The sequence below is a fragment of the Bacteroidia bacterium genome (assembly GCA_041391665.1).
Taxonomy (GTDB): domain Bacteria; phylum Bacteroidota; class Bacteroidia; order J057; family J057; genus JAGQVA01.
Genome location: JAWKNO010000001.1, coordinates 283257 through 302350, shown reverse-complemented (window position 1 = coordinate 302350; position 19094 = coordinate 283257). Strand labels below are relative to the sequence as shown.

Genomic DNA, 19094 nt, shown 5'->3' with positions numbered 1-19094 from the left:
TACACAAAATTATTTGTATTAACAATTAGCGAATGCTTATATTGACCCGCCTTATCCTGTACTTATCCTATTTATGCAGGTTTATCAGGAAATCTCCTCCTTCCTTCAGTTTCGGAAAACGCTAAGCCCGGGCACGCAAATCGGGCTGGTACCCACCATGGGCGCGCTTCATGAAGGTCATGCCAGTCTGGTCAGGCAATCGGTTGCGGAAAATGACCTGACGATTGTTACCATCTTTGTCAACCCTACGCAGTTTGGGCCCAATGAGGATTTCGAAAAATACCCTCGTACACTCGAAAAAGACTGCGAATTGTTGAAACAAATGGGGGCAGACATTGTGTTGGCACCGCAGCGTAGCCAGGTTTATCCCGACGAAACCCAGATATACTTTAATATTCGAGATCTTGATAAGAAGCTTTGCGGGGCTAGCCGTCCGGGACATATGAATGGTGTCGTTCAGGTTGTATCTATTCTTTTCCACCTCACCTTACCGACCCGTGCCTATTTCGGATTAAAAGATTACCAGCAGTGTCTGATCATTCAACAACTGGTGAAGGAGTTGCATTTTCCGCTTTCCGTAGTGCCTTGTGCAATTATCAGAGAGCACGACGGGCTGGCTATGAGTTCCCGAAATATGTATTTGTCTCCGGAGGAAAGAAACCAGGCGCTGTTTCTCTCTCAAACGATGCAGACAATCAGAGAAAACATAGCCGACTTCAGTACTGTCGGGGCTGTTCGCGCTTTTGTAAATGAAGCGCTAACGAAGTTCCCGATCGTAAAACTCGATTATTTTGAGATTCTCAACGATACCAACCTGAAAGAGGTATCATCACTGTTGCCTGATGAACACCCACGGATGTTTATGGCTGCTTATCTGGGCAAAACGCGACTGATCGACAATATGCCGGTTTTCATTTAACGGCGACCTTCATAACGCGCCACAATCTCGTGCGTCATCTCTTCATTTATCGGCACAAACCCCAGTGACCGGAAAAAATGTTCGGCTATATAGTTATCGACAGAATAGCTGGTTCTGATTTCTCTACAGTCTATTTTCCCTTTGAGAAAATTCAACAACTCCCTTACCGCACTTTTGCCGATGCCCAGCCCCTGATATTCTTTATCTACAATGATCCGGTTGATCCAGCATATTCCGCCAAAAGAGCCATACATCAGAAATCCCACCATCTGATCTTTATACAAAATACCAAATGGTTGAAGGTCCTCAAATTTGGCCTGAGCAATGGAATACATTACAGAAGGGATAAACTGTTCCTGGTCTGGCTCCATTTGAATGCCCAGACACAGTTCCCAGTTGTACCTATCGAGCGGAATAATCGTGGAAGATGGCATAAAAACTATTAGAATCGAATCATATATTGAAGGGTAAATTTACGCTGCGGCGCAAGAAGTCCCGGGATAATCAGATATTCTCTGTTTGCGATATTATCAACTGTAAGTGAGAGTTTGCTGTTTTTTGTAACATCTGCTGACAAAATCACATCGGCCACAAGATCTCCATTTGCATGGTTGACCCGAAAATCGTTGAGGTCGTCGATGACCAGAAACAAATATTGGTCGATATTCTCCACAAAGCTTTTGTAACGAATATTGGTTGTCAGGCTAAAGATTTTATACCCTCCCGAAATACTTCCCCTGACAGTCCACCGGCTGCGATATTTCAAAAATGGTGGCTGATCCACTTTTTCAGGATTAATAATGTCGGAGGGAACATTAACCAGGTCCAGTTGTTTTTCTGCCGGAACAGCATTCAGATCCTGAGGATTCAGATATACAACGCCGCCACTAAAATTAACAAACCAATTTTTCCAGTTGGCCGAAGTCATTGCGGTCAGCTCTATACCAGATATGCGGGCATTAGCTACATTTACAGAGGAGAACCTGATATCCTGCACCGGAAATATCTGCCTTTTGGTGATACCAAACTCAACCATGTCCTGATAATTCATTACAAATCCGGCGAGGTCAAGATATCCTTTTAAAACAAAAGAAGGGCGATCTGCCAGAAACCCTTGCCGGAGTCCAAATTCCGCACTATAGCCATATTCGGATTTGATGTTGGGATTGGGTTCTACTACGATACCACCGCCGGTGGTATTGGCAAATCTTTCAGCGACAGATGGTACCCGGAAGGCCTGACCAAAAGAAGTCCGGATATTCATCCCCGGCCAAAGCTTCAGGTTTAGCCCGGCACGCGCTACCGGCCGGGATTCGCGTGAGGCGCCATCAATCTGAACAGTTTCATACCGAAGGCCGAGGCTTGTGGTCAGCCTGCCAAATTTTCCATCGAGTTGGGTATATACGCCAAGGGAGTTTCCGCTGTGCGAGCCGGTACTCACGATTGTGTCGCCATTAAATATATAGGTACCACCATACAGACTGTCTCCGGAAATGGAGGAAGAGGTATAAGTAGCGCCCGTAACCCAGCTGACATTCTTCAGGATAGAAGTCTGATAGAGAAAGTCATTATATACGATATAATTGCTGGTGGACTGGTTGGTATTGTTGCGGTTACGGTTGTTCAAATATCTCCCTCTGTACCAGAAAAGACTTTTTCCGTTGGGGGTAAGATATTTGATCACCGGGTCTACGGCCATAATGGTTGACAATTGTTTGCGATACCCGCCATTGGCATTGGTAGGGGTAAGTGCGCCACCGGAAACCACCTGCTCCGTACCATTGACTGTCGTATCGGGGTAATAACCACGCCAGTAAAGAATACTGCCGCTTGAGTCCACACTTACACTGGCATTAATTCCAAAAGTAAGGCCGGGTGTTTTTTTAGGTTTGAACTTTAGCATGATGAGGTTGCGGTATTCTTCTGCATCCGTCCCCTGTCTGTAACCCGTTTCTTTAATAAAATTGCTCTGAAGCGTGAAATCCATAATCCCGATCTTCCTGCTGTGGAAAATATGGGTGGAAGCAGACCATGCATTTTTGTCGCCGTCCCAATCTATGGCTTTGTTGGCGGGAGGTCCGTACATGCCATAGCGAAGGCGAATGGATGTTTTGGGTTTTTCTTCAGGATCAGCAGTAACGATGTTGATGACACCCCCCAAAGCAGAAGAGCCATACAGCACCGAACTTGCGCCTTTCATCACCTCCACCTGCGAAATATTATCAACCGGGATAAGGTCCAGATTGGCAGTACCGGCATCTCCGGTCAAAAGCGGAAGGCCATCGAGTGTGACCATGACCCGGCTGCCGACGCCATACGCATATCCCGAACTACCGCGAATATTGATCTGGCCGTCCTGATTGTCCACTCCGGGAATTTGTGAAAGCGTTTTATCTATCGAAGGCGTAGCCTGAAGGTTGATCGCCAAGGGCTTTACGACTTCGATCGAAACCGTCACATCAGATTGGGACTGGGCAAAACCTTTTGTAGCGGTGATGACGACTTCTTCGGTAGAATAATCTTCTTCACGAAGAGAGATATTTTTAATTACATCAGCGGTACCTGCCTCAACGATTAGGGTTTGGGCAGAGTAACCGGTAAAAGAATAAGAAACCTCCACAGATGACCGGTTTCCCACAGGAATTGCAATCGTATATTTTCCTTCTTCATCGGCATAAGTACCGACCCCCAGGTCTGGTACAGAGATGGTAGCTCCTACAAGCGGATCTCCGGAGGTGAAGTCAGTCACTTTTCCAGAGAGGGTTACCCGCGTGTTTTGCGCATATCCCAGTACCGTGATCAGACAATAGACCGCAGTAAGGGAAATATATGGAAGAATTAATCGGGGGAAACTGGTCATAAAATCTGGGGCGTTATTTGAAGTTACAGAAAGCTAGCGGCTGATTGCCAATCTTCTTGCAAGGATATTCTCTCCGTTGTTTAAATTAATGCGGACAAAATACAACCCTGATGGAAGTGTTTCGGTAGGAATTTCAAATACATGGTGTCCGTTGTGGGCAAATCCGTTAAATACTCCCTGCACATTTTGCCCGAGAGCATTCACCAGATCAATCTCCACATCGCCACCCAGCGGCATGTCAAATTCAAGATGGCTTACTCCCGTTGTAGGGTTGGGATACAACTTCATCTGAAGATCGCGCTGATTCAGATCACGGAAAATAGAAGTGCTTGTGGTGTCCATGATCCGAAACTCAAATGAAAACGGCAGAGTAAGAGATGACGAAGTGATACAGGTATCCTGAGCGGAAACATAGGTTCCCAGATCAGCCTGAACCATTACAAACAGGCTATCATTAGGTTTGGTGGGGGTACCCGAAATAATCACACAACCCCAGTTGAGCTTATTGCCGGACGCATGGTCCACTTTGTAGTCACAATCAGGCTGGTCGCAATCAAAAGAAAGCCCCAGAGAGTCCAAAACAGGGGTCGTACCTACAATTTTGTACCTGCAAAAAGAAAAAACCAACGCACCAACGGCCGTATCTGTCGGAAGAACAGCCTGAAGCGTATCGGAATAGCCAACACCTACATATCCGGTCATCAAAGTATCGGGGTAAAGCCCAATTGTTTTGATACTGGTATCTGGAGTACAGTTTGCCTGACCAAAGACAGCCACTTGGAAGGCCAGGGTTATTCCTGCTGTCAAAAGAATGAGTCGTAATACTTTCATGATGAAGGTTTAGGTTAAGGTTTGCGTCCTGCAGTTTGAGGATCGAATTTAGTGAAAAGCCGAAAATATCTTGTAATTTTGCCTCATACTTTTACGATTCATCGAAAGGAATATTGTTTATGTCAAAGGTAAAGGTTGGCACACCTGCCCCGGAATTTGAGTTGAGGAACCAAAATGGCCATATGGTACGCCTTTCTGATTTCCTCACAAAAAAAAATATTGTCCTCTATTTTTATCCTAAAGACGAAACTGCTGGCTGTACAAAGGAAGCTTGTGGATTCCGTGATTCCTATGAAGATTTTATCACCGCCGGTGCTGAAGTCATTGGCGTAAGCGCCGATTCTGTTGATTCGCATAAACTTTTTGCACTCAATCGTCGCCTGCCGTTCCTCCTACTCAGCGATCCGGACAACCACGTCCGGAAATTGTACGGCGTCTCGGGTTCGTTATTTGGAATGATTCCCGGAAGAGAAACTTTTGTTATCGATAAAAAGGGCATAATCCGGCACCACTTTTCCTCTCAGTTTCAGATTGACAACCATATTTCGGAATCACTGGAAATACTCAAAGGCCTGGAGGAAGTCTGGGTTGAATAAACCTGTATGACAAGGATCCTTTTTCTACTGCTTTTTTTCCTGAAATTTGTGCTCTCTGCACAATCTCAAACCGTCATTTACACGGGGGCTCACTATGGGCGAATGCTCAAAATCAATACATTATGGCCAGAAATTACACATAATGCCAGCATAGTAGAATGGGGATTTTCTCAACGTGTTTCTGGAAAAAAGGAATGGCACCACCGCTACCATTTTCCGGAAACAGGACTGCGGTTTATGTTTTTTTTTCCGGGGAATACTGAAGTTTTCGGACATGGGTTTTCCCTCACTCCTACCCTTTCTTTTCTGTTGAAAGAGTCCGGCTCCTTTCAGCTTAGATTTACGTATTGCTATTCGCTGGGAATCGTCACCAAACCCTACCATCGGCAGACAAATCCGGGAAATAATGTAATGGGATCGCCCATAAATAATTTTATCCTCCTCCAACTGGAATCGCGCTGGCAGCTGTCTGAACGCTGGCAAACAGGGATTGGGATGGGTTATTCGCATTTCTCGAATGCCCGCACAAAAGTCCCCAATCTGGGGATAAATATTCCTGCGATTTCCGTAAAGGCGGGGTATACCTTAAAGGAAAAGTCGCTTCCGGTATCAGTCGAAAGTTTACCCGATGCCAAAAAATTGGGCAGGTTGCAACCGGGCATAAGTCTTGGGTATGGGGTCAATTCTCAAAAGTCTCCCGGCGGGCCACTTTACCCGGTGTACGCGGGAAGTTTTTCGTTAAACACTATCTGGAATAACAAAATCAGGCTGAGCGCCGGCACCAAGTGGTTTTATGCAGAAAGCCTGCAGGCGTTTATCCAAAACCAGGATATTCCTTTTGAAAAACCCGCACAGGCCGCTACCGGAGGAATCATCTATGCAGGTGGAGAATTTTTATTTGGCCATTGGGCGATTGTAGCACACCTTGGACCCTATATCAAAAAACCATATCAGATGAATTACCTGCTTTATACCCGTTTTGGCACACAGTGGTATTTGTCTGACCAGCAGGTAAAACCCTATTTCCAGCCCTATATCGGCCTTTATGTGCATGCTCATAGCGGAGAAGCCGATTTTGCTGACTTTTCTGTGGGGTTTGTATTTTGACTAATTGCGGAAGGACTCCTTTTTTACAATGCCAGAGTGAATGAGAAGTAAGAAATTAATAAAAACAGTTGTTTTTCCACATCAAAAACCTTCCAATGATTGGTATATATAAAATAAAGAATCATATAGGCAGGTAGTCCTGTGCAATAAAAGCCCAAGTTTTGATTCCTTTTCCCAGCACAGATCAGGTAATATTACCGGGTCATGGAAAACAAACTCCTTACGTCTTCTGCCTGGATCGATAAAATCACATTTTTTTTCGGTCGCTTGCTGGATAGAGCTTCGAAGAAGCGTCTTTCTCCAATCTTATGGGAACACCATGAGGTCTCATCATACCGGGTAAGGATATTTTTTTCGCTTACGCTGGTAGCTATTGTACTGGGATTTTTGACACTGGTACCTAGTATTATCCTTTCTCTGCAGTATGACCTTGCGGCGGTGGCATTACTTGATATACTGGTTTATGCAAGTATTGTCGTTATATTTTTTAAGCCCAATATTTCTTTTCAGGTAAGAGTATGGATACTGATTTCTCTTTTTTACCTTTTAGGAACCCTTTTGCTGATTCTGATTGGGCCGATGGGTGCCGGGCTTGTATATCTTTTTACTTTTCCCGTTTTATCAGGTGTGCTCCTTGGCATGCGAAGTGCGATTTACAGCCTGATTATTAATTTTTTTACGATCCTGCTAATATGGGTTTGTCTGTTTGCCGGAATTCCTTTTGATATTCACCTTAACAGCTATACGCATGATGGGTGGGCCGTTGTAGGTATCAATTTTATGATGCTCAACTTTATCGTTGCCGTTCCACTGGCGATTTTGGTGGAAGGACTCGAAGCCAGTCTGCAAAAGGAAAAATCTGCCATGGAAGCACTGAAAGCCGGGCAGGAAAAACTCCTCAAAGCCAAAGAAAAAGCAGAAAAAGCAGACAGACTCAAATCCGCCTTCCTGTCCAATATGTCGCACGATATCCGCACACCGATGAACGCCATTCTGGGATTCTCTCATTTGTTGCAGGAAGGAAATGTGGAAGAAACCGAACAACAGGAATTTATTCGCCACATACAAAACAGCGGTGATCATCTCCTCCACCTCATTGATGATATTATCGATATCTCTAAAATTGAAGCGGGCGAGCTGAATATTCGTCCTGCAAATTGCCGCCTCAACGATATGCTTCGCGAATTACATGCGGCATTTTCTTTCAGCCCACGCAAATCTCCGGAAGTAGAGATCATTTTATCGCCGGCCATTCTCGACGACAACCTGACCATTATTACTGACACATTCCGCCTTCAGCAAGTTCTCGTCAACCTCATTTCCAATGCGATCAAATTCACTGAAAAGGGAAGGATCACGATTGGTTATACTTTCAGAGACTACCGAACCCTAGAATTCTTTGTTCGCGATACGGGAACCGGGATTCCTTACGAAGGGCAAAATCATGTATTTGAGCGATTCAGGAAAATAGAACAATCCACCAAGCTCAATGAGGGAACGGGGCTGGGACTGGCCATCTGCAAAAGTCTGACAGAAATGATGGGGGGAAGAATATGGCTGGATTCTACGCCCGGAGAAGGTTCACAATTCTCTTTTACGCTTCCATTTACGCTGGCCGATGATCTGACGGAAGAAGAACCCAAACAACAGAAAACCCTACACCTCGATTGGCAGAAAAAAACTATTTTGATTGCTGAAGATGACGAAGTTAGTTTTCAACTTCTTTCCCGCATACTCCGAAAAACAGGGGCAAAAATCATTCGCGGCCAGAGCGGGCAGGAGGTGATCGATATCTGTGACTTTTTTGATGATATTGATCTGGTTTTGATGGATATCCAGATGCCGGAGAAAGATGGGTATCAGGCACTGAAAGAAATCAGGCAAAAAAAATCGAATCTGCCGGTCATTGCTCAAACCGCTTTTGCCATGGCCGGAGAAATGGAAAAAGGCCTTTCTGCCGGATTCAACGATTTCCTCACCAAACCCATTCAGCAGAAAAAGCTGTTGAAAGCGATGAGTCCCTATCTGGTGTAGTTATATTAACAAAAAGAGTTTTATATTAAGCCTGTGTAAAAAGGATACAGGCTATGCTACTCTTACTCTCCAGATTAGTTATGTTTTTTTCGGGGTGGAAAATTGAAGGCCAGGCCCCTCCGGAGAAAAAATATATTATTGTTGCAGGTCCACACACCAGCAACTGGGATTTTATCTTCGGGCTTGCTACCAAAACGATTCTTCGTTTACCCACCAAATACCTCGGAAAATCTCAATTGTTTCGCTGGCCATTTGGTGCGTTTTTCCGGTACGTCGGTGGTTATCCAGTAGATCGGAGCGCACATCAGAACCTTGTGGATGCCGTGGTTGATCTGTTTAACAAACACGAGGAGTTTTCCATTGCAGTTGCCCCTGAAGGTACAAGAAGTTATGTACCGGAGCTAAAAACCGGGTTTTACCACATCGCTCGCAAAGCGCAAATCCCGATTCGGATGGCGGGATTTGATTATAAGCGGAAAATCGTAACCATTGCAGAACCCTTTTTCGCAGGCCCTGATATGGAAGCCGATATTCAAAAAGTGGTGGATTATTTTCGAAGTATGACACCGAAGTATCCGGAGAAAACAATAAGGTGAGGGAAAAATCTATTATATCAGCTATTATGTACAGAAATCTCCTTTCCTCCCTGATCCTGGCGGGTTTTCTCCTGGCCGGTTTCCAGCCCATTCATAGTCAGACTATTACTCTATTCGCAAATAGCGAAGAATTCCCTGTTTTGCATGGGATTCAGCAAGTTGTTCGTTCCGGAGCAGAATCTGGAATCAAAATCATTCGAACTGACCAAAAGGATAAATCGCAGCTATCCATTGCCGTTCCTGCCCCCGGCCTGCCGGCTGGAGGATTTGAAATCCGCCGGGGAAAAACTGCCGGCAAATGGGAAATTCTGGCCGGAGATGCAACCGGTGCCATGTACGCCCTCCTTGATATTGCCGAAAACCACCGCTTCCACCAGGGCAAACTCAACCTGGAGCCGATACGAGAAATACCGCGATTCTCCTTCCGCGCCATTAAGTTTAACCTGCCCTGGTCGCCCTATCGCGAAGGAGAGCAGATGGATCTTCATAGTGATGTTTGTCGCGACCTGGCTTTCTGGGAAGAATATCTGGACATGATGGCGCAAAACCGGTTGAATGTCCTTTCTCTCTGGAGCCGCCATCCTTTTCCTTTTATGATCCGGGCAAAAAACTTTCCCGAAGCCTGCCCCCTCTCCGACGCAGAACTGGCTGAATGGCAAACCTTCTGGAAAGGGCTTTTCCGGATGGCAAAACAAAGAGGCATTGAAACCTATATCGTCAACTGGAATATTGTGGTCTCACCGCAAATGGCCCAAGCTTATGGGGTAAAAGAACTCAACGACACTACCGAACTTGTCCGCCGCTATACGCGTGAAACCGTAACGCAGGTGATCAACGAATACGAAGACCTGACTGGTCTGGGTGTAACGCTTGCCGACTGGATGAACAACTTCGGCCCGGATCAAACCATGCAGGCAGCGGACAGAGAAAAATGGATCGAAGAAACCTTTGTGAAAGGCCTTCAGGCAGCCAACCGGCCTGCCAGGTTTATTCATCGCTCCGTGCTCGCAGGTTCTCCGGTCGAAATGCAAAAGGTGATTGATCAAGCAGGCTTTTCCGATCCCGTGCATGTAGAGATAAAATTTAACTGGTCGCACGGACACTCAACGCCTGTGCTTGCCATGACTCATGATTTCCACTCCGGTGCTATTGACGACCGGTTCTGGAATCCCCTACCCCAAAACTACCGCATACAGTGGATGATCCGGAATGAGGATATGTTTATCCTTCGCTGGGGCGAACCGGATTTTGTGCGTTCGCATATTGCGGAAAACGGCAAAGAGTACGTTACAGGCTATTTTGTGGGTTCTGAAGGTTATATTCCTGCTGTGGATTATTCCCACCTTTCCGGCTCACACCAAACCTGGCAGTATGCTTTCGAAAAACAATGGTTGTTTTATCAGGTCTGGGGCAGACTGCTGTACAATCCGGAAACTCCGGATGCTGTTTTTGAAGCATCATTTGCCCGAAGGTATGGCGAAAAAGTCGGGGCAAAAATGTTTAAAGCCTTTCAATTGGGAAGCAGAATGCCGCTGAAGCTCGCCTCTTTTCATGCGGCAACCTGGGACTATACCCTTTACAGCGAAGGGTTTTTGGCGCCATTTGCAGCAAAAGGGTTAAGCGATGGCCATTCAGCGTTTATCTCCATTGACGAACTTATCGATCATCAGGTGCTTGATCCTCACTATATGAACATTCCCTCATTTGTGGAAGCCATTAGCCGGAAACAAAAAATCGCCGAAGAAATCACGACACCTGACAAGCTCGCCAACCTGCTTTCTTCCGATGCAAATGAAATACTGGAACTGCTAAACCAAATCCGGCAAAGCGGGGTTGCTCCTAAAGGTGCGTTTGCCTGTGAGCTGGAAGATATCGAAACCTGGGCATGGTTAAGCCTGTATTTTGCAGACAAATTGCGTGCTGCCATTTCACTCCATGCTTACAGAAAAGGAGGTGACGAACAGAACAAAACTCAGGCAATTGTGCTTCTGACCAACTGCCTGAGTTACTGGGAAAAAGTTTCAACGATTACCCACAGTCATTATCGGGAAGTGCCGTATTTGGGCGGGAAAACAGCCTGGAATCCCAAAGACTCATGGTTTAATGCGAGAGACTTTTCCTGGGAAAAATACCTCCCGGAAGTTCGCCGCGACCTTGAAATCGCCCGTACCGCAAAACGCGAATGAGAAGTATGAAACTGAATCACCGGTAGAATTCAGTTCTGGTGAAAAGCGTCTGACACAAACGATAAAACAGTTGGCAGCGCCTCACGCCAGTAAACCCAAGAGTGTCTTCCATCGCGCACACGAAATTCGTGAGGAATTTCCTTTTTCCGCATGGCGATATGAACCAGCGAATTTCCCTCAAACAAAAAGTCATCATCTCCGCAATCGATATACCAGCGAACAGCCGTTTTATTTTCATCCTTCATCTTGTCAATCAGGGCAAGGGCGCTGTACTGATCATAATAGGCTTGCTTTTGAGCCATCGTCGGCTTCTCAATTCCCGAACGGACAAGAGAGCGCTCGGTATCTTCCAGCGAAAGCGGACCTGTGGAAGCAGAAAGAGGGCATGCTGAAGAAAACATTTCAGGATGATGCAGGGCATACATAAACGACCCACCGCCACCCATCGAAAGTCCGGCAACTGCCCGGTAGCGTTTTTCGCTTTTGATGCGATAGGTTTTTTCGATGTAGGGGATAAATTCTTCGAAGAAAAAATCCTCATACCGCCAGTCGCCGCGCACATCGTTGAAATAGCCCCTGCGGCCGGTATTGGCGTCGGGCATGACGATAATCATGGGCGTAGCCTTTCCTTCACTGAGTGTTTTATCTGTAATATACTGCACTTCACCAAACTGCACCCATCCGGTCTGGTCATCGCCGCCACCATGAAGCAGATACAGCACGGGATAACTTCGCTGGGAGGATTCGTAGTCAGGCGGAAGGTAAATGGCGTATTTTCGTTCGCCGTTGAGGATTTTGCTGGGGAGAGTGAGATTATCAAAAACTTTACTGCCCTGTGCCGCCATCAGAAGAGGCAGGACAGCGCAAATCAGAAGAAAGGATAATTTTTTCATAGTTAGTTAGAATAAAATGGTTTGTGAACCAATTAAGAAAAAAGTAACCACGAATTCACGAATATATTTTCCGTATATTTGGAATAAGAATCTCAAAGCATGGCTCATACCTCACTAGCCGACGAAATACTCAAACGCCCCGATGCTTTATTCCAACTAAAGTATCTCAAAGCTGCGCTGGAAGAAGAACAGCGGCGGCGGCGGGAGTTTTATGAATGGGTAACGCCCGATATAAAGGCTGAATTTATCAACGGAGAGATTATCGTCCATTCTCCGGTCAGAAGAGCGCACTGGAAAATCACGGATTTACTTTCGAGTTTGTTAAGCATATATGTGCGTAAAAACCAACTCGGTGTAGTCGGAACAGAAAAAGTGATGATTTCTCTTACCCGAAATGATTATGAACCTGATCTCGTATTTTTCAGAAAAGAGATTGCCGATCAGTTTACCGATGATCAGACGCTTTTTCCGGCACCTGATTTTGCTGTTGAAATATTATCGCCCAAAACTGCGGCGATTGACCGGGGTGCAAAAAGGCTGGACTATGCAGCACATGGCGTAAGCGAATACTGGATCATTGACCCTGTGAAAATGTGTATTGACCAGTACATTCTTCCTGCAGGTGACCGCGAGTACTTCCCCGCCAAACGCCATATCTATGGCGAAATTATTGAGAGTTACGCCATCAAAGGATTTAACATTCCTGTGGAATCCATTTTTGATGAGAATGAAAATATCAGTACTCTTCAGAATCTGACCAATCAGTAATTTATTCCTACCGCACCTGCCCATTTCCCCGCACAATCCATTTTTCCGTGACGAGTTTTTCCAGGGCGAATGGACCACGGGCATGTAACTTTTGTGTGCTGATACCGATCTCTGCGCCGAGCCCAAAAACGCCTCCGTCGGTGAACCGTGTCGATGCATTGGCATAAACCGCGGCGGCGTCCACTTCCTGCAAAAACCGCTCACACTGTGCCTCATCTTCCGACAAAATCGCCTCCGAATGGCGGGAAGAATAGGTGCGAATATGTGCCAGCGCTTCGTCCATATTTTCTACCACTTTCACCGAACATTTATAATCCAGAAACTCTCGTCCAAAGTCTGATTCCTCCGCATGAAGAAGGAATGGATAATCTGCGGAATTGAGAATATCAAAAGATTCGTCATCTGCGAATATTTCCACAGACCACTCACTCAGCCTCTGTTTCAGCATCGGAAGAAAGGTTTTGGCTATGGTACGGTCAACCACAATTGTATCCAGCGCATTGCATACCGATGGGCGGGAAACTTTTGCATTCACTACGACTTCCGCCGCCTTCGCCAAATTTGCCGAAGCTGCTACATACGTATGACAAACCCCTGCGCCCGTCTCAATCGTAGGAACCGTCGCATTCTCCCTCACAAAATCAATCAATGCCTGAGAGCCTCGCGGAATGATAATATCTACATACCGGTCGGCAGTCAGCAGTTCTTCCACAAATTTCCGGTCAGTGGGAAGCAGGCATAATGCGTGTGTATCCACACCTGCTCCTTGCATAGATTCGTGAATAAGCCCAACCAATACTTTATTGGAAAACGTTGCGTCAGATCCACCCCTCAGCACAATCGCATTTCCCGAACGAATACACAAGGCGGCAACATCGACCGTTACGTTGGGGCGGGATTCGTAGATAATGCCTACCACTCCGACCGGAACGGCCATTTTCTGAACCAGAAGGCCATTTTCCAGTACTTTTTCGGAAATCAGTTTACCCGAAGGATCGGGCAGTGCGGCCACTTCCTGAAGGCTGGCTGCGAGTCCGCGGATACGCTCCGGAGTGAGCCGAAGGCGGTCTTTTTTAGGGTCATCGTCGGCCATTCTGACCAAATCCTTTTCGTTCTCTGTCAGAATAATCGATTCGTTTTTCAACAACCGTGTGGCGATGTCGCGCAGCAGGTTTTGTTTTTCAAGATCAGACAACCGCCTTACAGAAGGGGCGGCGAGCTGAACCTGCTGAAGTAAAGGAATAATGCTTGTCATAAGATCACAATATCATCTGCGTGAACAACTTCAAAGTTTTTTGCCCCGATATTTTTCTCAATTTCTTCCGAAGACAATCTCGCCCGGGCAACGGCAAATGGAATTCCCGTCTCATATACCAGCTCAAAAACTTCTCCTCTGGAAAATGGTTCGACCACACGTTTTACCCCTACGGCGAGCAGACTTTTACGATTTACCAAAGCCTGATGGGCACCCCCATCTACTTCCAACCGCCCCGAAACCAGACTGCTGCTGGCAATCCACTTGTCCCGGGCAGAAAGTGTGGATGATTGAGGAGAAAATACCGTTCCGGCTGATTCCTCTGCAGCCAGCAACATACTACCAGGTATTTTGAGTCCGAATATCACAACTTTGATTCCCATGCGGGTAGCAAGTCGGGCAAACGTGAGTTTGGAAGTCATACCGCCCAGGCCAGGCCCGGAGCGCGTATCATCGGCGAGTCCGAGAATGGATTCACCAACTTCTTTTACATGAGAAAGTACGTTTCCTTCTCTGTCGAGCACCCCTTCCACGGAAGTGCCGATCAGGAGTTTTTCTGCGCCAAATCCTACAGCCATCAGGGTTGCCAGCTCGTCATTGTCGGAGAAACGAAGTTCGAGATCGCTGACCACGTCATTTTCGTTAGCGATGGGAATAATATTGTTTTCCCAGAGTGTTTCGAAGGTATTGCGAAGCTGGAGGAATTGTTTCCGGTTGGAAAAATGTTGTCTTTCACAGAGACTTTGCGCAATGGCTATACCGTAAGGAGCGAGAAACTGCGAATATTTATTTACCAGAATCGGGTTTCCAATTGCAGCTGCGGCTTTACGTTCGGTAATGGAGCCGGAGAAATCAGGCAAAAATCTTTTACCCGTACCAACTGCACCTGAAGAAACCACAACGAGCCGAAATCGTTTATGTAAATGAGAAAGCTGGCGGGCTACTTCAACCAATACCGGTTCATCCAGTGACCCATCTTTTTGGGTGATAGATCCGGTTCCTATTTTGAGTATGAGAATCGGTTTTTTCATCTTAGTTTTGTCGATGCAAGCTACATATTATGCTCAAGATTGTCGAATGTCCAAGAGATGCGATGCAGGGAATAAGCCGGTTTATTCCGACTGATCTTAAGATTCGTTATATCAATGCCCTGCTCCGCGCCGGTTTCGACACGATTGACTTTGGCAGTTTTGTTTCACCACAAGCTGTACCGCAAATGGCCGATACGCATCAGGTGATACAAGGGTTGGATTTGACGGATGTTTCCACCCGATTGCTGGCCATTGTCGCCAATTTGCGTGGCGCGCAGGAGGCTTGCGCTTATCCACAGATTTCTTATCTGGGTTATCCGTTTTCTTTGTCTGAGACTTTTCAGATTCGCAATACGCGAAAAACTATAGCAGAATCATTGTTTCTGGTCAAAGACCTTCAGCAATTGTGTCTTGACAACAAAAAAGAACTGGTAGTATATCTTTCCATGGCTTTTGGAAATCCTTACGGCGACCCATGGAGTGCAGATATTGCGGCAGGGTGGATGGAGGAAATAGTCAAAACCGGAGTCAGAACCATTGCCCTGGCCGATACGGTAGGTTCAGCGAAAATTGATTCCATACACTACCTGTTTGACCGGTTGATACCTCAATTTCCGGAAGTGACGCTGGGCGCACATTTTCATGCACATCCACAACATCAGACAGAAAAAATTGAAGCTGCATGGGATGCCGGATGCAGAAGATTTGACTCGGCGATGATGGGTTTTGGCGGATGTCCATTTGCGGAAGATGAGCTTGTGGGCAATATCTCAACGGAGAGCCTGATCGCATTTTGCGAAACAAAAAAAATCGCAACGGGCATCGATCCTGTGGCATTTTCGGCGGCGTCAGCTATCGCACTTAAGGTATTTGAATGAATACCCAAAAACACTGTTTATGTACCTGATCAAAATACCCAAACTGGTTAGAAATTATTATTCTGAATATATATGGCGGATTCCCACCGACAAAAAAACCATTTACCTCACTTTTGATGACGGCCCGACTCCGGAGGTGACGGATTGGGTGCTGGCTCAGCTAAAGGCTTTTCAGGCAAAGGCATCTTTTTTTCTTATCGGGAAAAATGTCAGGCAACACCCGGATATTGTTCACAGGATCATCGATGCGGGACATATGGTGGGTAACCATTCTGACACTCACATGAGTGGATGGAAAACCTCCGCCAAAACCTACCTGAAAGACGTTCTTTCTGCCCGGCAGACCATTGCAGAATTCACCGGTTATCAGACAAAATTTTTCCGCCCGCCGTATGGGAAAATCACTTCGCAGCAGGCAAAACAAATTTTGAAGGAAAATGAAATTGTCATGATGGATGTCATCTCCGCAGATTTTGATATCAGTTTATCAGGGGAAGATTGCTATCACAACGTCATTCGCAATGCGCGGAAGGGGTCAATTGTGCTTCTGCACGACAGCGTCAAAGGTTTTGGCCGACTGGAATATGCGCTGCCAGAGATACTAAAATTTTTCTCAGAAAAAGGCTTTACATTCTCTTCGATACCGAATAGTACGATGAGTCAGAAAAGGAAAAAGAAGTAATCTTTGATTTGCCTTTTGATATAGAAACCACAAATGTCCGGTACGGATCTTCGACACGGATGGAAGACGAATGAAAACAGTTCTTCAATATTCGTCTATCATTTGCTCATTCGCGGTTTCAATTCAGATAACTTAAAACAGCCTTATTTACAGCCGATCCAGCAACTCCTGCTTTTTCTCCTCATAATCCAGAATAGAAATCTTTCCATCGTTATATCGGTCATACAACATATCGATTGTCCGCATAATCTCATCCCGAAGATTCAGCCAATCCAGCTCTGTGGTACTAAAACCCTCATAGAGCTTTTTATTCATTTCCTCTGATACCGGATCGTGATGTGCGATTGACTCCAGCAATTTTTTCAAAATCTGAGCTACCTGCTCGCTTTTGACAGAAAGTTTATGCGGAACCAGTTGCGCCTGCTGGTTGGCAAAAACAATAAGACGGCTCCCTTCAACCTGTATCTCCTTCACATCCTCTAATAAAAAAGAACCGTCTGGATAAAAACAGCGATCTTTGGTGAAGATCAGTACACTCTTGCTGAAAGTGCCTGAGTGAAGATGAAGCGCCAATACATCATTGGGACTGGCGATGCGGGTATCGCTGGTGAGGATTTTGCCGAGCTTGACTGCCGGTAAATTAGGGACCTTATACAACCCGTTTTTTTCGTCCTGGGGAAATTTATCTTTAAGCAGATTACCGTACATGAGAACAAATATTTTGACAAAAATGTAGGGATTCAACACACAAGTTAGTGAACAATCCGGAAATCCAATGGTTTTATCTATATGCGAATTTTACTAAAAACTCCTGTATCCGGACACTTCCGGGATGTGTTTGGCCGATTTGACCGCAAATTATTTGAGGCACTAAAACCGCCGGGTATCCACCTGGAAATCGTTCAGTTTGATGGCTCACAAACCGGCAATACTGTCCATCTAAAACTGACTATTCTGGGACTTCTCAAACAGGAATGGATAAGCAAAATAACAGAAGATTCCATCGGATCCGATTCTGCATGGTTTGTGGATGAGGGTGAAAAGTTGCCGGGATTTCTGCGCTATTGGCGACACCGTCATCTGGTAACTCAACATGGCGTGAACAATAGCATTATTACAGATGACATTACTTTTCGTACGCCATTTTTTCTACTCGACTATATCATGTACCCGGTTTTATATTTGCAATTTGCGATGCGGGGTCCGTTGTATAAAAAATTTTTTAACTCAAGGTCTTAGCATCCTGAATCCGCAGATAATTAATTCCTAGTGCAGCAACCAAACATAATATCGTAAGCACAAACCATAACGTTCCAAACCCAAAACTGCCTGCAATCCATGTACCCAATGGCGGAGCAATCACAAATGAAGTCGAAAATATCATCGAGTACAGTCCCATATATTTTCCCCTCGTGGCTGGAGTAGCACGATCCAGTGCATAAGTATTGCCAAAGGGGAAATTGATCATTTCTCCAATCGTAACGAGAATAACAAAAACCAATGCAGCCCATATCCACACGCCACCCAGCCACAAAGACATAAAAGCCAGCCCCATAGCGATCATTCCCCCCATCACAAGGCCAAGTCGGGAAAACCGGTTTTCGATCAGATAAATCATGGGCATTTCCACTGCCACGATCATAATTCCATTCAAGGCCATCAATGCCCCGATCACATCTTCATTTAACCCCATATTCTCTTTCCAGAAAACAGGAATCGTCGAAAAAAACTGCATGAATGCTACAGAAATCATCAGCTGAAAAAATGCAAACAGAATAAATGGCCGGTCACTTAAAACCGAAAACCTAACCTTGGGTACGCCCTTTTTTGCAGGTTCTTCTACGGGCTTTTCTTCATGTTTATGGGGAACAAACATTCTGAAAACCAAAGCCGCAGTGATGCAGGTAAATCCGTCAACAACAAATAACCACTTATAGCCTACCGTTGCAGCGAGAAATCCCCCCACCGCCGGACCAATCGAAAAACCCAGATTAATCGCAAACCGAAGCAGAGCAACAGAACGTGTGTATAAGTTTTTGGGACTGTACGCACTGATCGAAGCCATATTTGCCGGACGAAAAGTATCATTCACAAAACTGGTGAAAAACGTCGTCAATGCAATCGTCCATAGCGTTTCCATCTGCATCAGCACAAAATACATTCCCCCGCCAAACAGCAGACTCCAGAACTGCACCTCATAATGACCTACCTTATCGGTCAGCCTCCCGCCGACAAAAGCACCGGCAATAGAACCCAACCCAAATGCACTCATCACCCACCCTGCCTCTATCAGGCTAAAGCCCAGACTCCGGGTAAGGTAAACCGTGAGAAACGGGACGACCATTGCGCCACTGCGGTTGATCAGCGAAACCATGGATATCAGCCATATCTCGCGGGGAAGTCCACTAAAAGAATTCCGGTAAAGCGTAAGGGTCTTTTGAAACATAATAACTGCCAG

The 19094-nt window shown here is 45.8% G+C and carries 18 protein-coding genes; 10 read left to right on the top strand and 8 right to left on the bottom strand.

The window, feature by feature from the left end; translation table 11 throughout:
- The first annotated feature begins 73 nt into the window (after positions 1-73).
- Complete coding sequence (gene panC / locus R3D00_01270) at positions 74-919, top strand: pantoate--beta-alanine ligase (GenBank protein MEZ4771779.1); 846 nt, start codon at positions 74-76, stop codon at positions 917-919.
- On the opposite strand, the gene R3D00_01265 is transcribed toward panC, so the two are convergent.
- The 3 genes from R3D00_01265 to R3D00_01255 are packed head-to-tail and all read right to left on the bottom strand — an operon-like array spanning position 916 to position 4610.
- On the bottom strand, positions 916-1353 hold the full coding sequence (locus tag R3D00_01265; GenBank protein MEZ4771778.1) for a GNAT family N-acetyltransferase: 438 nt from the start codon (positions 1351-1353) through the stop codon (positions 916-918). The two genes, panC and R3D00_01265, sit on opposite strands and share 4 nt — an antisense overlap.
- Positions 1354-1361: 8 nt before the next feature.
- A complete protein-coding gene (locus R3D00_01260; GenBank protein ID MEZ4771777.1) occupies positions 1362-3779 on the bottom strand; it encodes a TonB-dependent receptor in 2418 nt (805 codons plus the stop codon).
- A gap of 33 nt (positions 3780-3812) precedes the next feature.
- Positions 3813-4610 carry a T9SS type A sorting domain-containing protein gene (locus tag R3D00_01255; GenBank protein MEZ4771776.1) on the bottom strand — a complete coding sequence of 266 codons (798 nt, stop codon included), beginning with the start codon at positions 4608-4610 and terminating at the stop codon, positions 3813-3815.
- A 119-nt stretch (positions 4611-4729) separates the two neighbouring features.
- Between R3D00_01255 and R3D00_01250 the strand changes: the two genes are divergently transcribed.
- From R3D00_01250 to R3D00_01230, 5 genes are all read left to right on the top strand, one after another.
- Complete coding sequence (locus R3D00_01250; GenBank protein MEZ4771775.1) at positions 4730-5206, top strand: peroxiredoxin; 477 nt, start codon at positions 4730-4732, stop codon at positions 5204-5206.
- Between the two features lie 6 nt (positions 5207-5212).
- Entirely contained in the window at positions 5213-6313 is a 1101-nt protein-coding gene (locus R3D00_01245; protein ID MEZ4771774.1) for an acyloxyacyl hydrolase, read from the top strand.
- Positions 6314-6517: 204 nt separating this feature from the next.
- On the top strand, positions 6518-8347 hold the full coding sequence (locus R3D00_01240; GenBank protein MEZ4771773.1) for an ATP-binding protein: 1830 nt from the start codon (positions 6518-6520) through the stop codon (positions 8345-8347).
- A gap of 53 nt (positions 8348-8400) precedes the next feature.
- Entirely contained in the window at positions 8401-8943 is a 543-nt protein-coding gene (locus tag R3D00_01235) for a lysophospholipid acyltransferase family protein (GenBank protein MEZ4771772.1), read from the top strand.
- Between the two features lie 26 nt (positions 8944-8969).
- On the top strand, positions 8970-11129 hold the full coding sequence (locus R3D00_01230) for a hypothetical protein (protein MEZ4771771.1): 2160 nt from the start codon (positions 8970-8972) through the stop codon (positions 11127-11129).
- 29 nt (positions 11130-11158) lie between these two features.
- Here R3D00_01230 and R3D00_01225 read toward each other — a convergent pair whose 3' ends face one another.
- Complete coding sequence (locus tag R3D00_01225) at positions 11159-12022, bottom strand: alpha/beta hydrolase-fold protein (GenBank protein MEZ4771770.1); 864 nt, start codon at positions 12020-12022, stop codon at positions 11159-11161.
- 99 nt (positions 12023-12121) lie between these two features.
- On the opposite strand from R3D00_01225, the gene R3D00_01220 reads away from it, so the two are divergent.
- Positions 12122-12790, top strand: coding sequence for a Uma2 family endonuclease (locus R3D00_01220; GenBank protein ID MEZ4771769.1), 669 nt, complete (start codon positions 12122-12124; stop codon positions 12788-12790).
- 7 nt (positions 12791-12797) lie between these two features.
- On the opposite strand, the gene R3D00_01215 is transcribed toward R3D00_01220, so the two are convergent.
- Entirely contained in the window at positions 12798-14045 is a 1248-nt protein-coding gene (locus R3D00_01215) for a glutamate-5-semialdehyde dehydrogenase (GenBank protein MEZ4771768.1), read from the bottom strand.
- Entirely contained in the window at positions 14042-15076 is a 1035-nt protein-coding gene (gene proB / locus R3D00_01210; protein MEZ4771767.1) for a glutamate 5-kinase, read from the bottom strand. The genes R3D00_01215 and proB overlap by 4 nt, the downstream gene beginning before the upstream one ends.
- Before the next feature lie 29 nt (positions 15077-15105).
- On the opposite strand from proB, the gene R3D00_01205 reads away from it, so the two are divergent.
- Both R3D00_01205 and R3D00_01200 read left to right on the top strand, forming a co-directional pair.
- Positions 15106-15954 carry a hydroxymethylglutaryl-CoA lyase gene (locus R3D00_01205; protein MEZ4771766.1) on the top strand — a complete coding sequence of 283 codons (849 nt, stop codon included), beginning with the start codon at positions 15106-15108 and terminating at the stop codon, positions 15952-15954.
- A 19-nt stretch (positions 15955-15973) separates the two neighbouring features.
- Positions 15974-16636 carry a polysaccharide deacetylase family protein gene (locus R3D00_01200; GenBank protein ID MEZ4771765.1) on the top strand — a complete coding sequence of 221 codons (663 nt, stop codon included), beginning with the start codon at positions 15974-15976 and terminating at the stop codon, positions 16634-16636.
- Positions 16637-16783: 147 nt separating this feature from the next.
- On the opposite strand, the gene R3D00_01195 is transcribed toward R3D00_01200, so the two are convergent.
- Complete coding sequence (locus tag R3D00_01195; protein MEZ4771764.1) at positions 16784-17344, bottom strand: hypothetical protein; 561 nt, start codon at positions 17342-17344, stop codon at positions 16784-16786.
- 81 nt (positions 17345-17425) lie between these two features.
- Between R3D00_01195 and R3D00_01190 the strand changes: the two genes are divergently transcribed.
- Positions 17426-17875 (top strand): hypothetical protein, encoded by a 450-nt coding sequence (locus R3D00_01190; GenBank protein ID MEZ4771763.1) that lies wholly within the window; start codon positions 17426-17428, stop codon positions 17873-17875.
- Here the strand turns inward: R3D00_01190 and R3D00_01185 are convergent.
- Positions 17859-19082, bottom strand: a complete 1224-nt coding sequence (locus R3D00_01185) for an MFS transporter (protein MEZ4771762.1) — start codon at positions 19080-19082, stop codon at positions 17859-17861. The genes R3D00_01190 and R3D00_01185 overlap by 17 nt on opposite strands.
- Between the last annotated feature and the right edge of the window lie 12 nt (positions 19083-19094).

Coding starts and splice junctions, on each gene's coding strand:
- R3D00_01205 (MEZ4771766.1), top strand. CDS start 15,106: ATGCTCAAGATTGTCGAATGTCCAAGAGATGCGATGCAGGGAATAAGC.
- proB (MEZ4771767.1), bottom strand. CDS start 15,076: ATGAAAAAACCGATTCTCATACTCAAAATAGGAACCGGATCTATCACC.
- R3D00_01195 (MEZ4771764.1), bottom strand. CDS start 17,344: ATGTACGGTAATCTGCTTAAAGATAAATTTCCCCAGGACGAAAAAAAC.
- R3D00_01190 (MEZ4771763.1), top strand. CDS start 17,426: ATGCGAATTTTACTAAAAACTCCTGTATCCGGACACTTCCGGGATGTG.
- R3D00_01185 (MEZ4771762.1), bottom strand. CDS start 19,082: ATGTTTCAAAAGACCCTTACGCTTTACCGGAATTCTTTTAGTGGACTT.
- R3D00_01235 (MEZ4771772.1), top strand. CDS start 8,401: ATGCTACTCTTACTCTCCAGATTAGTTATGTTTTTTTCGGGGTGGAAA.
- R3D00_01230 (MEZ4771771.1), top strand. CDS start 8,970: ATGTACAGAAATCTCCTTTCCTCCCTGATCCTGGCGGGTTTTCTCCTG.
- R3D00_01265 (MEZ4771778.1), bottom strand. CDS start 1,353: ATGCCATCTTCCACGATTATTCCGCTCGATAGGTACAACTGGGAACTG.
- panC (MEZ4771779.1), top strand. CDS start 74: ATGCAGGTTTATCAGGAAATCTCCTCCTTCCTTCAGTTTCGGAAAACG.
- R3D00_01250 (MEZ4771775.1), top strand. CDS start 4,730: ATGTCAAAGGTAAAGGTTGGCACACCTGCCCCGGAATTTGAGTTGAGG.
- R3D00_01215 (MEZ4771768.1), bottom strand. CDS start 14,045: ATGACAAGCATTATTCCTTTACTTCAGCAGGTTCAGCTCGCCGCCCCT.
- R3D00_01260 (MEZ4771777.1), bottom strand. CDS start 3,779: ATGACCAGTTTCCCCCGATTAATTCTTCCATATATTTCCCTTACTGCG.
- R3D00_01225 (MEZ4771770.1), bottom strand. CDS start 12,022: ATGAAAAAATTATCCTTTCTTCTGATTTGCGCTGTCCTGCCTCTTCTG.
- R3D00_01245 (MEZ4771774.1), top strand. CDS start 5,213: ATGACAAGGATCCTTTTTCTACTGCTTTTTTTCCTGAAATTTGTGCTC.
- R3D00_01240 (MEZ4771773.1), top strand. CDS start 6,518: ATGGAAAACAAACTCCTTACGTCTTCTGCCTGGATCGATAAAATCACA.
- R3D00_01220 (MEZ4771769.1), top strand. CDS start 12,122: ATGGCTCATACCTCACTAGCCGACGAAATACTCAAACGCCCCGATGCT.
- R3D00_01255 (MEZ4771776.1), bottom strand. CDS start 4,610: ATGAAAGTATTACGACTCATTCTTTTGACAGCAGGAATAACCCTGGCC.
- R3D00_01200 (MEZ4771765.1), top strand. CDS start 15,974: ATGTACCTGATCAAAATACCCAAACTGGTTAGAAATTATTATTCTGAA.